General features: G+C 59.3%; 12 protein-coding genes. 9 read left to right on the forward strand and 3 right to left on the reverse strand.

Annotated elements, in window-relative coordinates:
* Positions 1–5: 5 nt before the first annotated feature.
* Together HMPREF3153_RS12125 and HMPREF3153_RS12130 are read right to left on the reverse strand one after the other, a co-directional pair.
* A complete protein-coding gene (locus HMPREF3153_RS12125; RefSeq protein WP_046645693.1) occupies positions 6–1,358 on the reverse strand; it encodes a M1 family metallopeptidase in 1,353 nt (450 codons plus the stop codon).
* Between the two features lie 50 nt (positions 1,359–1,408).
* Positions 1,409–2,488: an alpha/beta hydrolase gene (locus HMPREF3153_RS12130; RefSeq protein WP_070421007.1), complete on the reverse strand. Its 1,080-nt coding sequence runs from the start codon at positions 2,486–2,488 to the stop codon at positions 1,409–1,411.
* 791 nt (positions 2,489–3,279) lie between these two features.
* Here HMPREF3153_RS12130 and lpdA point away from each other — a divergent pair.
* Positions 3,280–4,692 (forward strand): dihydrolipoyl dehydrogenase, encoded by a 1,413-nt coding sequence (gene lpdA, locus HMPREF3153_RS12135; protein WP_005531189.1) that lies wholly within the window; start codon positions 3,280–3,282, stop codon positions 4,690–4,692.
* A gap of 203 nt (positions 4,693–4,895) precedes the next feature.
* Here the strand turns inward: lpdA and ramB are convergent, their stop codons facing one another.
* A complete protein-coding gene (gene ramB, locus HMPREF3153_RS12140) occupies positions 4,896–6,302 on the reverse strand; it encodes an acetate metabolism transcriptional regulator RamB (protein WP_005531188.1) in 1,407 nt (468 codons plus the stop codon).
* A 391-nt stretch (positions 6,303–6,693) separates the two neighbouring features.
* Here ramB and HMPREF3153_RS12145 point away from each other — a divergent pair, with 391 nt between their 5' ends.
* The 8 genes from HMPREF3153_RS12145 to HMPREF3153_RS12180 all read left to right on the forward strand — a co-directional run bounded on the left by HMPREF3153_RS12145 (position 6,694) and on the right by HMPREF3153_RS12180 (position 13,323).
* Positions 6,694–7,449 carry a succinate dehydrogenase cytochrome b subunit gene (locus HMPREF3153_RS12145; protein ID WP_005531187.1) on the forward strand — a complete coding sequence of 252 codons (756 nt, stop codon included), beginning with the start codon at positions 6,694–6,696 and terminating at the stop codon, positions 7,447–7,449.
* Between the two features lie 14 nt (positions 7,450–7,463).
* Complete coding sequence (locus tag HMPREF3153_RS12150) at positions 7,464–9,479, forward strand: fumarate reductase/succinate dehydrogenase flavoprotein subunit (protein ID WP_034657443.1); 2,016 nt, start codon at positions 7,464–7,466, stop codon at positions 9,477–9,479.
* Positions 9,479–10,228 (forward strand): succinate dehydrogenase/fumarate reductase iron-sulfur subunit, encoded by a 750-nt coding sequence (locus HMPREF3153_RS12155; RefSeq protein ID WP_046645690.1) that lies wholly within the window; start codon positions 9,479–9,481, stop codon positions 10,226–10,228. Before HMPREF3153_RS12150 ends, HMPREF3153_RS12155 begins: the two co-directional genes overlap by 1 nt.
* Before the next feature lie 47 nt (positions 10,229–10,275).
* Complete coding sequence (locus HMPREF3153_RS12160) at positions 10,276–10,647, forward strand: hypothetical protein (protein WP_046645689.1); 372 nt, start codon at positions 10,276–10,278, stop codon at positions 10,645–10,647.
* A gap of 102 nt (positions 10,648–10,749) precedes the next feature.
* Entirely contained in the window at positions 10,750–12,036 is a 1,287-nt protein-coding gene (locus HMPREF3153_RS12165; RefSeq protein ID WP_070421008.1) for a DUF445 domain-containing protein, read from the forward strand.
* Positions 12,037–12,057: 21 nt separating this feature from the next.
* Positions 12,058–12,519 (forward strand): hypothetical protein, encoded by a 462-nt coding sequence (locus HMPREF3153_RS12170; RefSeq protein ID WP_070421009.1) that lies wholly within the window; start codon positions 12,058–12,060, stop codon positions 12,517–12,519.
* Between the two features lie 13 nt (positions 12,520–12,532).
* On the forward strand, positions 12,533–12,823 hold the full coding sequence (locus HMPREF3153_RS12175) for a DUF2516 family protein (protein WP_005531171.1): 291 nt from the start codon (positions 12,533–12,535) through the stop codon (positions 12,821–12,823).
* Positions 12,824–12,825: 2 nt separating this feature from the next.
* Positions 12,826–13,323 (forward strand): deoxyribose-phosphate aldolase, encoded by a 498-nt coding sequence (locus tag HMPREF3153_RS12180; RefSeq protein ID WP_070421010.1) that lies wholly within the window; start codon positions 12,826–12,828, stop codon positions 13,321–13,323.
* The last annotated feature ends 4 nt before the right edge of the window (positions 13,324–13,327 follow it).

The following is a 13,327-nucleotide window of genomic DNA, read 5'->3' on the forward strand; positions in this document are numbered from 1 at the left end:
ACGAGCTATGCGGGGAATTTGGGTAGCGCCGTGTGATCCAGCCACTGCTCAAGCAGCGCGTCCACGGCAGCCGGATCCTCGCTCTCTGCGTGTAGGCGTTCAATGAGATTCGCTGGACTAACGACGTTATGCTGGCTGGCCTTTACATAGGAGCGGACGGCGCGGAAGAAGGCGACGTCGCCAAGCAGGCGGCGTAAAGCGTGAACCGTGAGGGCCCCACGTTTGTATACGCGGTCATCGAACATGTCGCGTGTGCCGGGATTGGAAAGCTTAAGGTCCTGCTTTTTGCGTGCCAAGACGTTGTAGTGGGAACGCGCCGAATCATGCGCAGGCTGGTCGTGCGCGTGCTCCATCCACAGCCACTCGCAGTAGCAGGCAAAGCCCTCATTAAGCCAAATGTCTTTCCATTCCCTAAGTCCCACCGAATTGCCAAACCATTGATGGGAAAGCTCGTGAGCGATGAGACGCTCAAAGGTAGCCGAGACATGGTTCGAGCCGAAAATGGAAAGCCCCTGGGCCTCCAGCGGAATCTCTAGCTCGTCCTCGGTAATGACGACCTGGTATTCGTCGAATGGGTAACTGCCAAAGCAATCGGCGTAGAACTTCAACATTTCGTGTTGCTGTGCGAATTCGCGCTTGACCGCCTCTTTGAGCTGCGCTGGGGCCCATGCGCGAACATGCTTGCCCAAATCAATCTCCACGAATTCACCGACCTGCACCGTGGCGAGGTAAGTGGCCATGGGGTGCTCGGTGCGGTAATGCCAGGTCGTTGTGGAACCGCTGGCCTGCTTGCGGGAGACCAATTTGCCGTTAGAAATAACACGGAACGGATCGTCTGCGGTAATCCGAATATCGTAGGTGGCCTTCTCGCTCGGGGTGTCATCGCATGGGAACCAGCTGGGAGCGCCGTTGGGCTGGCTAGCCACCAGGGATCCTGACTCGGTCTCCTCCCACCCCAGCTCGCCCCATGGGGTGCGAATCGGGCGCGGGGAGCCGCCGTAGCGGATGTGGAGCTCAAACTCGCTGCCTTCCTCCACGGTCTCCGCGAAGCTCATGCGCAACTTGCCAGTGGATTGCCGGAACTTCGCCACGCGTGGTGCATTTTTAGCCGTGATACGGCGTGCCACCATGGCGCCACCAAGATCAAGCGTGAGCTTGTCGACGTCGTCAAGTGCACGCATGTGCAGCACCGCCACGCCCTGTAGCATGTTGGGCTCCACGCGGTAGGTGAGGTCCAAGTCGTAGTGGAGCACCTCGAAGCCTAAATTAAACGCAATACCGGTGTACTCGTCGTGGTACTCGGAGAGTTGACCAGCGGTTGAGGCGACATGCGAAAGGGCGGTGGAAAGCAGCTTCATAATGCTGCGATCCTACCGCCCTTAAGGTCTAAAGCCCTATTCGAGAAAGCCTAGGAGTTAAGTGCTGCCTCAAATACCGGCCAGGACTTCTCAATGTCTTCGCGCCAGCCCGGCCAAGAGTGGGTGCCGACGTTGCGGAAGTTGAAGGTTGCAGGAATCTGCTGCTTGTCCAGCTTTGCCTTCAGATTGTGGGTGCAGTGGTTGACTGCAGCCTCAATGATGCCGCCCTCGACCTGCAGCTGGGCAGAGCCCATGAGTGCAACGGCTGGGTTCATACCCTGCGCGGTGTAGTAAGAAGAGGTGTCGGTCTCACCAGCGAGACCGGTTGCGGAGGAAACGTAGAGAGCGGTGCCGCGCAGCTTCTCGGAGTTGAGCAGGGCATCGTTGTAACGGTTGTTCTCGGAGCCCATTTGGCCCCACATCTGCTCCGGCTCAGCGCCGCCACGGTTAACGGTAAGGCGCAGGAACTGGTGCTCCAGCGGGGTGGAGGTAGCGGCACAGCCAGCGAAGGAGCCTACTGCATCGTAGAAGCCCTGGTTGTGCTGAGCGAAGAGGAGGGAGGAGGTTGCGGACATGGACATACCCGCAACGGCGCGCTTGTTGGAAGCCTGCAGGCGGCCCTCGAGTGCGGTCGGCAGCTCCTTGGTCAGGAAGGTCTCCCACTTCTGCGGGCCTGAGAGGTAGCTGCCGTTCGGCTCCTGCTCCCAGTCGGTGTAGTAGGAGAAAGCGCCGGCCTGCGGAACGACGACGTTGACGTTCTTCTGGGAGTAGAAGTCAACGGCCTGGGACAGGTTTAGCCAGTCAGAATCCTGCTCAGCGGAACCTGCGCCATTGAGCAGGTAGATGGTTGGGCGGTTAGCGTCCTTCGCAGGGATCACTGCCAAAGGAACAACGCGGCCGTTCATAGCAGGGGAGGTTGCCTGGAGCTTCAGGACGCGTGCATCGTCCTTGTACTTCTGGAACCACTTGGTTGCTTCTACCTCTGGGGTGACCTGCAGATCGGAGACCTCCGAGAGGGTGGTCTCGCCAGCTACCTGCTGTGGGGTGAGGGTTGCAGCACCTGCGGCAGGTGCAGTGAGAGCGCCAGCAGCGATGGCTGCTGCTGCGATGATAGTGCTAATTCGCTTCATTGGCTTCTTTCCAACATCTGAAGAGTGACAAGGAGAGCTTACTGTGTTCATGCTGTCTGGTCTACCGTGCGGAGCCAGTAGGGGTAAACAATCTCAGTTCAGTAAGCCATTCAGTAACTGGGATATCGGCGACTGCTTCATATTCGTTAACAATTTCCGACGAATTTTCCTTTTTCAAAACGGCGGCTTGGGAAAATGTCTTTTGTGCAGCGTGTTGGTCAAGGCTGGCTAAGCTGCACAAATTGCTAGGTGGCAGAGTCTTGTAGTGACTTTCGGGGTTTGCCTGTCGATGATGGTGGGCAATGATCATAGGGCTTTCGTGAAGTTATTGAAGTTAGCAGTGGTGTGGGGGTGGTTTTTGTGTCATAATTTTCTGCGTTGGAAACCATGTGGCACGTAACGACGTCGCATGAAAGCCCGTTAATATATGTGCAACCTGGTCTGCGGCCCACCCCTTGGGCGTGCGTCCTGCACCTAAATTAGCCAGAAACAATAGAAAGTGAAGCTCAATGAACGCTTTTGATACCCTTCTCGTCATGATCAACAACATCCTCGGTGGCTGGATCCACGCTGGTTCCTCCATGTCCTCCAACGCGGCATTGGCCATGGGTCTGTTCTAAATTAGCCAACGCTGCCCCCGCCACGGTGCCTATATATAAGTCCGGAGGCGGGTTCTTTTTTGCTCATCGTTGGTGGGGAGCACATGCTTGCCGACGCCCCCATCTCTCGCCCATGCACACAATCGCGGGGGGAGAGAGACACAGCGCACGAAGTTACGTATTCTTATATGCGTGACTAATGAACATTATGACGTTGTAGTACTCGGCGCGGGCCCCGGCGGCTACGTGTCCGCCATCCGCGCAGCCCAGCTCGGTAAGAAGGTTGCTGTCATTGAGAAGCAGTACTGGGGAGGCGTCTGCCTCAACGTTGGCTGCATCCCGTCCAAGGCGTTGTTGAAGAACGCCGAGGTTGCACACACCTTCAACCATGAGGCTAAGGCTTTCGGCATCTCTGGTGATGTCTCCTTCGACTTCGGTGTTGCTCACAAGCGCTCCCGCAAGGTCTCTGAGGGCATCGTCAAAGGTGTCCACTACCTGATGAAGAAGAACAAGATCACCGAGATCAACGGCCTTGGCTCCTTCAAGGACGCAAAGACCATTGAAATCACAGAGGGTGATGACAAGGGTAAGACCGTCACCTTCGACAACTGCATCATCGCAACCGGCTCCGTCGTTCGCTCCCTCCCGGGCGTCGAAATCGGCGGCAACATCGTTTCCTTTGAGGAGCAGATCTTGAAGGACGAGGCTCCGAAGTCCATGGTCATCGTGGGTGCCGGCGCAATCGGCATGGAGTTCGCATACGTCCTGGCTAACTACGGCGTGGACGTCACCATCGTTGAGTTCATGGACCGCGTTCTGCCGAACGAGGACAAGGACGTCTCCAAGGAGATTGCTAAGCAGTACAAGAAGCTTGGTGTGAAGCTGCTGACCGGCTTCAAGACCACCTCCATCAAGGACAACGGTGACAATGTCACCGTTGAGGTCGAGTCCAAGGACGGCTCCAAGACCGATACCCTGACCGTTGACCGCTGCATGGTCTCCATCGGTTTCGCACCTCGCGTGGAGGGCTTCGGCTTGGAGAACACCGGTGTTGAGCTCACCGAGCGCGGTGCCATCGCGATCGACGACTACATGCGCACCAACGTTCCGGGCATCTACGCTATTGGCGACGTCACCGCGAAGCTGCAGCTCGCACACGTGGCTGAGGCACAGGGCGTTGTTGCCGCTGAGGTCATCGCGGGCGCTGAGACCCAGCTGCTGGGTGACTACATGAACATGCCACGTGCTACCTTCTGCAACCCGCAGGTTGCGTCCTTCGGCTACACAGAGGAGCAGGCACGGGAGAAGTTTGCTGACCGCGAGATCAAGGTCGCTACCTTCCCGTTCTCCGCAAACGGTAAGGCTGCTGGTCTCAACGAGACCGCCGGCTTCGTCAAGCTCATCGCTGATGGCGAGTACGGCGAACTCATCGGTGGCCACATGGTTGGTTCCAACGTCTCCGAGCTCCTGCCGGAGCTCACGCTGGCACAGCGTTTCGACCTCACCGCAGAGGAAATCGGACGCAACATCCACACCCACCCGACGCTTTCTGAGGCCATGAAGGAAGCTGCCGAGGGCATCGGCGGCCACATGATTAACCTCTAAGCGCTTTTTGCGTTAAGGCCCCCGCGAGGGGGCCTTTTCTGCATCTTCTGGCAAATACCCAGCCCTGGAAACACAGACCTGCTGGTGGCGATCCCGCGAGAACAAACGGGATGCTTGTACGACCACGGGGTCTTGTCTTTCAGGGCTGGGTATTTGCGTTCCGGCAGCGAAGCGCGGCGCCGCAAGCCCGGGATGTCGCGTGCTTAGTAGGGGGCTACGGAAGAGCGGTGGGCGTCGATATTTAGCGTCTCGTTGATAGCAGGGAAAGCGCGCTGTGCGCAGTTCGCACGCGGGCAGGTTCGGCAGCCATTGCCAATTGGTGTTGCTGCAGAGAGGTCGCCTAAATCAAGCCCCTCGGCGTACACCGTGCGGTCTGCGTGGCGAGCTTCGCATCCTAAGCCAATAGCGAAGAGCTTATTCGTATCGCCATAGCGGCCCTGGTGATGCTGCACCGAACGAGAGATCCACAAGTAATTACGGCCATCGGGCATCTGGGCCACTTGGCGGGAGATTACGCCGGGTTTAGAGAAGGTCTCGTAAATATTCCACAACGGGCAGGTGCCGCCAGAGTTGGAAAAGTGAACGCCCGTGGCCGATTGGCGCTTGGACATGTTTCCCGCACGGTCAACGCGCACAAAAGTAAAAGGAATGCCTCGCTTGTTTGGGCGCTGGAGGGTGGAAAGACGAGACGCAACCGTCTCGTAGCCCACGCCGAAGACCTGGCACAAGTACTCAAGGTCGTATCCAGATTGCTCGGCCTCTGCATGGATAGTCGTGTATGGCAGGATGGTGGCCGCTGCGAAGTAGCTGGCGATGCCGCGCTTAGCCAAGTTACGTGAGGCCTCTGAGGTGAAGGGCTCTTCGTCGACGAGGGCGTCGATAAGCGAGCCGGCTTCTAGGAACCCTAGCTCCGCCGCCATACGGAATGCGCGCTGGCCTTCAGTAAGGCGGCTGGCGAGACGGAACGTTCCCTCTTCGGAATCAAAGCGGTGCAGCGTTCCGTCCATCTGGGGTGTGGTGAGGATCTCCACCCCGTGCTTTTCGGTGAGGCGCACGGCTAGGGCGGCCTCTGTGTCACGGATGCGGAACTGGGAAACGTTGAGCTTGGAGGCAAGGGCCTCGGCGTGTAGATCAAGCTCGTCAAGATAGTTCTGGCGAGCGTAGAAGAAGTCGCGGACTTCGTCGTGCGGCATGGATAAGGCTTGGGTGCCAGCAGTGCGCCGGCTATCGGTAGCCAGTGAGAGCTTGTCGCGCACATTGCGATAGCGACGGTGGATGTCCACGAGGGTTCGTGCCACCGTGGGGTGGTTATAGACCAATTCAGAGAGCTCCTGGAGCTCAACGGGGGAGGGGCAGAGCTCCTTGTCTTGAATTACGTCTTGGATTTCCGCGAGGAGGCGTGAATCGTCGTCGCGTGAGAAGAACGTGGCGTCGACACCGAAGACTTCCGTTATTCGGAGTAAGACAGGTACCGTTAATGGGCGAACATCGTGTTCGATTTGATTCACGTAGCTGGCCGAAAGGCCTAGTGTAGCTGCTAGGGAAGCTTGGCTAAGGTCCCTTTCGCGCCGCAGTTGGCGAAGGCGCGAACCCACGTATGTCTTGCTCATGTGAGAAAGGTTACCGGCGCAGGCCCGGTCGTAACAGGATTTTTGCAAAGTTTGTGTGAAGCTTCTTAACGACCCTGCGACTGGGGGTATTTTGCGTGGGGTGTGGGTGGTGTGACTCCTGCGAAAGTTTGACACCTAAAGGGGTAACCCTGTCACTTGAATCGTCGCCTGTGATCAACCTCATAAATTGCTGGGAATTCCGCAACGCCCGTATTGCGTAAAGGGCAGCATGCAAGGTAAACGGCTTTTCGAAAGCTAGTTTTTAGGCGATCCTTACCTAAAGAAATTTCTACGGAATGCTTAGTGGCACTTTGGCGGGCTAAAGAAGGCCCAAATTGACTAGTTGCCAGCGAATAAGGCTGCGTAAGGTAAAAGCGACTATGGAGGTGTCATGTCTGTAAAAAATCCTGACCGTGAAGCGCTCGCTCACGGCCGTATCACTAATGAAGCAATTCGTACCAAGCCTTCCGTTCCCACCTGGGCACTGAAGCTCACCATGGCCGTTACGGGCCTGTTCTTTGCGCTCTTCGTTGTTGGCCACATGGCCGGCAACCTGAAGCTTTACTTGCCGGCTCACGACGGCGATGAGGCGCTGGACATCTACGGCGAATTCCTGCGTGGACTCGGCGAGCCGCTGATTCCGCATGGCCACATGCTGTGGATCATCCGCATCGTCCTTCTCGCCTGCGTTATCGCTCACATCTACGGCGCATTTGCCCTGACAGCCCGTTCTAAGCAGTCCCGCGGTAAGTTCAAGCGCACCAACCTCATGGGTGGCCTGGATTCCTTTGCCACCAAGACCATGCTGGTCACCGGTGCCGTCCTGCTGCTGTTCATCATCTTCCACCTGCTGGATCTGACGATGGGCGTGCAGCCGATTGCCCCTGAGGCATTCGTCCACGGTGAGGTTAAGGCAAACATGATTGCCACCTTCAGCCGCTGGCCTGTCACCATCTTCTACGTGCTGGCAATGTGCTGCCTGTTCCTGCACCTGACCCACGGCATCCGTCTGGCTGCTTCTGACCTGGGTATCACCGGTGCAAAGTGGCGTCAGGTCTTCGTGATCCTGGCCTATGTCATTCCGGCAGTCGTTTGCATCGCAAACATCGTTATGCCGCTGTCCATCGCCCTGGGTTGGGTCAGCTAAAGGAGCTTTTGAATATGTCTAACACTGAACTCAAGCGCGAACACCCAACGTTCTCGCACCCGACGTCGATTGTTCCTGGCGTCACCGCTGGCCGAATTCTGGAGTCCCACGAGCCACACGGCGTCCCAATGAAGGACATGTGGAGCTACCAGAAAGACCACATGGAGCTGGTCTCCCCGCTGAACCGCCGCAAGTTCGAGATCGTTGTTGTTGGTACCGGTCTGGCGGCCGGTTCCGCAGCTGCCGCCCTCGGCGAGCTGGGCTACAACGTCAAGGTCTTCACCTACCATGACTCCCCACGTCGTGCGCACTCCATTGCTGCACAGGGTGGCGTTAACTCTTCCCGCCACAAGAAGGTGGACAACGACTCCGCTTACCGCCACACCAAGGACACCGTGAAGGGCGGCGACTACCGTTGCCGCGAGTCCGACTGCTGGCGCCTGGCTTACGAGTCCGTCCGCGTTATCGACCACATGAACGCCATTGGTGCGCCGTTCGCCCGTGAGTACGGCGGCACCCTGGCTACCCGCTCCTTCGGTGGTGTGCAGGTCTCCCGTACGTACTACACCCGTGGTCAAACAGGTCAGCAGCTGCAGCTGTCCACCACCTCGGCGCTGTACCGCCAGATCGGTCTGGGCAACGTGGAGCTCTTTGCTCACCATGACATGCAGGACATCATTACCTACAACGACAATGGTGTGAAGCGCGCAGGTGGCATCGTCACCCGTAACCTCATCACCGGCGAGCTGAAGGCCTTCACCGGCCACGCAGTTATCCTCGGTACCGGCGGTTACGGCAACGTCTACCACATGTCTACGCTGGCCAAGAACTCCAACGCTGGCGCCATGATGCGTGCCTACGAGCAGGGTGCATACCTTGCTTCCCCGGCATTCATCCAGTTCCACCCGACGGGTCTTCCGGTCAACTCCGAGTGGCAGTCCAAGACCATTCTGATGTCTGAGTCCCTGCGTAACGACGGCCGCATCTGGTCCCCGATCAAGGAAGGCGACGACCGCCCCGCCAACGACATTCCGGAGGAGGAGCGCGACTACTTCTTGGAGCGTCGCTACCCGGCCTTCGGCAACCTGGTTCCGCGTGACGTTGCTTCCCGTGCGATCTCTCAGCAGATCAACAAGGGCCTCGGCGTCGGACCGCTGCACAACTCCGTTTACCTGGACTTCCGTGACGCTATCCAGCGCCTCGGCAAGGACAAGATCCGTGAGCGTTACTCCAACCTCATCGAGATGTACGAAGAGGCAATCGGCGAGTCCGCATACGAGACTCCAATGCGTATCGCACCGACCTGCCACTTCACTATGGGTGGCCTGTGGACCGACTTCAACGAGATGACCGCTATCGACGGCCTGTTCGCCGCCGGTGAGTGCTCTTGGACCTACCACGGTGCGAACCGCCTGGGCGCTAACTCCTTGCTGTCCGCATCCGTCGACGGCTGGTTCACCCTGCCGTTCACCATCCCGAACTACTTGGCTCACCACCTCGGTGAGGCCAAGCTGGCTGAGGATTCCGCAGAGGCAGCACAGGCTATTGCACGCGCACAGTCCCGCATCGACCGCCTCATGAGCGTTCGCGGCGAGAACCCGCACGGCCCGGCTTACTACCACCGCCAGCTTGGCGAGATTCTGTACTGGGGCTGCGGCGTTTCCCGTAACGTCGAGGACCTTAAGGTTGCTATCGACAAGGTTCGCGCGCTGCGCGAGGAGTTCTGGGCAAACGTCCGCATCACCGGCAACGCCAACGACATGAACCAGGTTCTCGAGTACGGTCTGCGCGTTGCTGACTACATCGACCTGGGCGAGCTCATGTGTGTTGACGCTCTGGACCGCGATGAGTCCTGTGGCGCGCACTTCCGCGACGACCACCTCTCTGAGGATGGCGAGGCTGAGCGTGATGATGAGAACTGGTGCTTCGTTTCCGCCTGGGAGCCGGGTGCAAACGCTGGCGAATTCATCCGCCACGCAGAGCCTCTGTACTTTGATTCGATCCCGCTGATGACAAGGAACTACAAGTAATGAAACTGACACTTGAGATCTGGCGTCAAGCCGGACCGACGCAAGAAGGCAAGTTCGAGACCATTCAGGTCGCTGACGCCGCCGAGCAGATGTCCATCCTGGAGCTGCTGGACCACGTCAATGATGGTCTGATCGAGGCCGGCAACGAGCCTTTCGCATTCGCCTCTGACTGCCGTGAGGGCATCTGTGGTACCTGTGGCCTGCTGGTTAACGGCCGTCCGCACGGCCCTGGCCAGAACACCCCGGCCTGCCAGCAGCGCCTGTTCCAGTTCAAGGATGGCGATACCATCAAGCTGGAGCCATTCCGCTCCGCTGCATACCCCGTCATCAAGGACATGATCGTGGACCGCTCCAAGCTGGACCACGTCATGGAGCAGGGTGGCTACGTATCCATGGACGCCGGTACCGCACCGGACGCAGATACTCTGCACCTCAACCACGAGACTGCTGAGTACTCCCTCGACCACGCTGCCTGCATCGGCTGCGGTGCCTGTGTGGCATCCTGCCCGAACGGTGCAGCACACCTGTTCACGGGTGCCAAGCTGGTTCACCTCTCCCTCATGCCGCTGGGCAAGGAAGAGCGTGGCCGCCGCGCCCGCAACATGGTCGACGACCTTGAGCAGAACTTCGGTCACTGCTCCCTTTACGGTGAGTGCGCTGACGTCTGCCCGGCAGGCGTCCCACTGACCGCCGTGTCCGCAGTTACCCGCGAACGTGCACGTGCTGCTTTCCGCGGCAAGGACGACTAAGATATAGTCATTCACAGGAATAACAGGAACGAGAGAAAGTTTCAGCTATGAGCGACAACACCCATGCAGTTGCTGATCACGCAAGTGAGACCTACCCGGAGTTCTCCGGCAAGATCCAGGACTCTTACATTGAGGGATACGACCCAGTATCCTTCGGCGCACCGCACTCTTCTTTGCTGCGCACCTCCACCTGGGTCGGCATGGGCCTGGTCCTTTCTCTGCTGCCGGCAGCCGGCACCCTGATTTGGGGCCTCGGCGCTGATGCCTTCCCGTACGGCGTGGGCCAGGAGAGCTCCAAGATGTCCATCATCGTCGGTGCTGTCCTGCTCGTCGTCATGGCTGTCGCTTGCGTTGGTCTCATCCACTACGGTCGTCGTTACTACCGTCAGTATCGTTCTGAGACCGGTCGTATCAACTAGTTTCTGTGCATCGGACGCCCCCGCAGCCCTCGTGGCGCGGGGGCTTCGTTAGTCTCTAGGGACATAACAGGGTTAGTCTCTAGGTTCGACCAAGGAGTACCAATGACCATCGCCGTCCCAGGCCCCAACCCAGCCGACGTCGCCGAGCGCCGCCGCACCCTGCGCAAGTACCAGTGGGGCGTCACCGGCCTGCTCATCCTCGCCGCAGTCATCTTCTTCGCGTGCTCCTGGTGGCAGCACCACAACCCCGACGCCCCGACGTGGGTGGGCTATGTGCGCGCGGGCGCCGAGGCTGGCATGGTCGGCGGCCTCGCGGACTGGTTCGCGGTTACCGCCATCTTCCGCCACCCCATGGGCATCCCGATCCCGCACACCGCGCTGATCCCCAGGAAGAAGGACCAGGTAGGCGAGGCACTGAGTACCTTCGTAGAGGAACAGTTCCTCACCCCGGATGCGCTCTCGGCGAAGATCTCGGAGAACAACATCCCTGAGAAGGCCGGCGCCTGGCTGTCCCAGCCGCGCAATGCGGAGCTCGCCGCGCACAAGGCCGCAGAAATGGCCTCCCGCGCCGTCAACAGCTTTGACCACGCCGAGGCCGAGGAACTCATCCGCACCCAGATCCTCGACCGCATGATGGAGCCCGAATGGGGTCCGCCGGTCGGGCGTTTGCTCGAGGGCTATATCGCCGATGACAAAGCAGAGCCGCTTGTCGACGACCTCATCGACTGGGCCCATGGCAAAGTACTGACCATGGAGGATGCCGTCATCGAGCTCGTCGATGAAAAGATGCCCGCCTGGCTGCCTCGTTTTGCCCGCGGCATGGCAGGCGACAAGGTCTATGTGGCCATCGTCGAGTGGGCCTCCGAGGTCAAGTACGACAAGAACCACGATGTGCGCCAAGCTATTCGCCGCAACCTCGCTCTGTTCGCGCAGAAGCTCCAAGACGATCCCGAGATGGTCGCTCGCGTCGAAGGCATCAAGCAAGAGATGATGAACTCCGAGCAGGTCCAAGCCATGCCGGGGGCGGCGTGGGAGGCCTTTAGGAGCGGCGTCGCCAAGCAAGCGGCGGATCCCGAGTCCTTCTTGCGCATGAAGATCGCCACCGAAGCCCAGCGTTTCGGCACGCGCGTGCAAACGGACCCGAAGTTTTTGCAGCAGGCCAATGACATCGTGGACAAGGCCGCGCGCTGGGCCGCCGAGAACTTCGCCGGCGACATCATCAGCATCATCCCAGAGACCATCAAGCGCTGGGACGCCACGGAAGCCTCCGAAAACATTGAGCTTTTGGTAGGAAAAGACCTGCAATTCATCCGCCTCAATGGCACGGTCGTGGGAACGCTGGCAGGATTGGTTATCTATACCGTCAACCATCTAGTTTTTGGAGCCTAAGGGCCTTAGAAGGAGAACTCCATGGATAACTCATTTCTCGACTCACTGAAAACCGCCGGTGCCTCCAGCGCTGAGGTGGCAAAGAACTTTGGCAACCGGTTCAAGGAGGAGCGCCAGCAGCAGGCACAGCAAGCGAAAGCCGAGCGCGTCGCCCGCGCAGCCGACGTCCCAGGGGCCGCAGAGGGGGAGAAGTCTTTCATCGACAAGGTGACCGAAACCGTCCGCGAGCTGGGCGAGACCGTCGTTAGCGCCGCAAATGAGACCTTCGAATCCGAGTCCTTCGCGCGCGCCCGTCAGGACGTCACCGCCGCCTTTGAAGAAGGCCGCGAGGGCGTGGCCGAGGCTATCTCTAATGCGAAGGAAAAGCGCGCCACCCCAAAGAAGGCCGCCGAGACTGCGCCGCAGGCTCCGCTGGATGAAAACATCGTCGAAGGTGAGGTCGTCGACGACGACAATTCCAACCCCTTCGGTTCCGCCAGCTAGACTGTTCTAACGTATGAACACTGCATATTATATTCTCGCAAACATGGAGCACTGGATCTTCATGGCCGTTTCAATCTTCGCGATCGTGGGCGCCGTCGTGGCCGCCACGACCCGCGAAGACGCATTCCGTGCCGGAGACCGCCAGGGCAAGTGGACGTGGGTGGGCCTGCTGGTGGGCTCCGCAGTGGCGATGAACCTGCACTTGCCGTTCATCGAGTGGATCGGCGCCGTGGTGACCGGTGTGTACTGGTTTGATGTCCGCCCCCAGCTCAAGGCCATTATCAACGGCGACTACAGCTATTAAAAATGCGCAACCTGCTTGAAGCAACAATCGCAGACGTACGCGAAGCGGCGCAACATGACAGCGCCCTCCTCGTCTCGCCCACGCACGTGCTCGCCGCTGCACAGGCGCCGCACGTAGCCACCGTGGCGGGCTATCCCACCGGCCGCCACCACAGCCTCATCAAGGCCTCCGAGGCGCGCCTTGCGGTGCAATCCGGTGCGGCGGAGGTGTGGGTTGCGGTTGACGCATTGCTTGGCGACGCCACCGCCCTCCTCACCGATCTCATCACCGTGCGCGAGGCCTGCCCGCAGCCAGTCGCATTGGGGCTCATCGTCCCATCTAGCGAGCATGCGGCCGCCGCGGCACGCGCGGCAGCCCAGGCGGGCTTTGACAAGCTCATCTATGCCACGCAGGAACACCTCGCTGAAGTCGAAACCCAGATAGCACGAGAGCCGGCAGGTGCACTGCCGGCTCTCGTGTGGCCTACCGCACTGCCGGCTCTCGTGTGGCCTACCGCTTAGGCCG

Source organism: Corynebacterium sp. HMSC06C06, assembly GCF_001807295.1.
In the GTDB taxonomy this organism is placed as follows: Bacteria; Actinomycetota; Actinomycetes; order Mycobacteriales; family Mycobacteriaceae; genus Corynebacterium; species Corynebacterium striatum.

What these genes read in the sequence shown, in the direction of transcription:
- HMPREF3153_RS12150 (WP_034657443.1), top strand. Translation starts at nt 7,464, where the DNA reads ATGTCTAACACTGAACTCAAGCGCGAACACCCAACGTTCTCGCACCCG.
- HMPREF3153_RS12165 (WP_070421008.1), top strand. Translation starts at nt 10,750, where the DNA reads ATGACCATCGCCGTCCCAGGCCCCAACCCAGCCGACGTCGCCGAGCGC.
- HMPREF3153_RS12130 (WP_070421007.1), bottom strand. Translation starts at nt 2,488, where the DNA reads ATGAAGCGAATTAGCACTATCATCGCAGCAGCAGCCATCGCTGCTGGC.
- HMPREF3153_RS12125 (WP_046645693.1), bottom strand. Translation starts at nt 1,358, where the DNA reads ATGAAGCTGCTTTCCACCGCCCTTTCGCATGTCGCCTCAACCGCTGGT.
- ramB (WP_005531188.1), bottom strand. Translation starts at nt 6,302, where the DNA reads ATGAGCAAGACATACGTGGGTTCGCGCCTTCGCCAACTGCGGCGCGAA.
- HMPREF3153_RS12180 (WP_070421010.1), top strand. Translation starts at nt 12,826, where the DNA reads ATGCGCAACCTGCTTGAAGCAACAATCGCAGACGTACGCGAAGCGGCG.
- HMPREF3153_RS12160 (WP_046645689.1), top strand. Translation starts at nt 10,276, where the DNA reads ATGAGCGACAACACCCATGCAGTTGCTGATCACGCAAGTGAGACCTAC.
- HMPREF3153_RS12155 (WP_046645690.1), top strand. Translation starts at nt 9,479, where the DNA reads ATGAAACTGACACTTGAGATCTGGCGTCAAGCCGGACCGACGCAAGAA.
- HMPREF3153_RS12175 (WP_005531171.1), top strand. Translation starts at nt 12,533, where the DNA reads ATGAACACTGCATATTATATTCTCGCAAACATGGAGCACTGGATCTTC.
- HMPREF3153_RS12170 (WP_070421009.1), top strand. Translation starts at nt 12,058, where the DNA reads ATGGATAACTCATTTCTCGACTCACTGAAAACCGCCGGTGCCTCCAGC.
- HMPREF3153_RS12145 (WP_005531187.1), top strand. Translation starts at nt 6,694, where the DNA reads ATGTCTGTAAAAAATCCTGACCGTGAAGCGCTCGCTCACGGCCGTATC.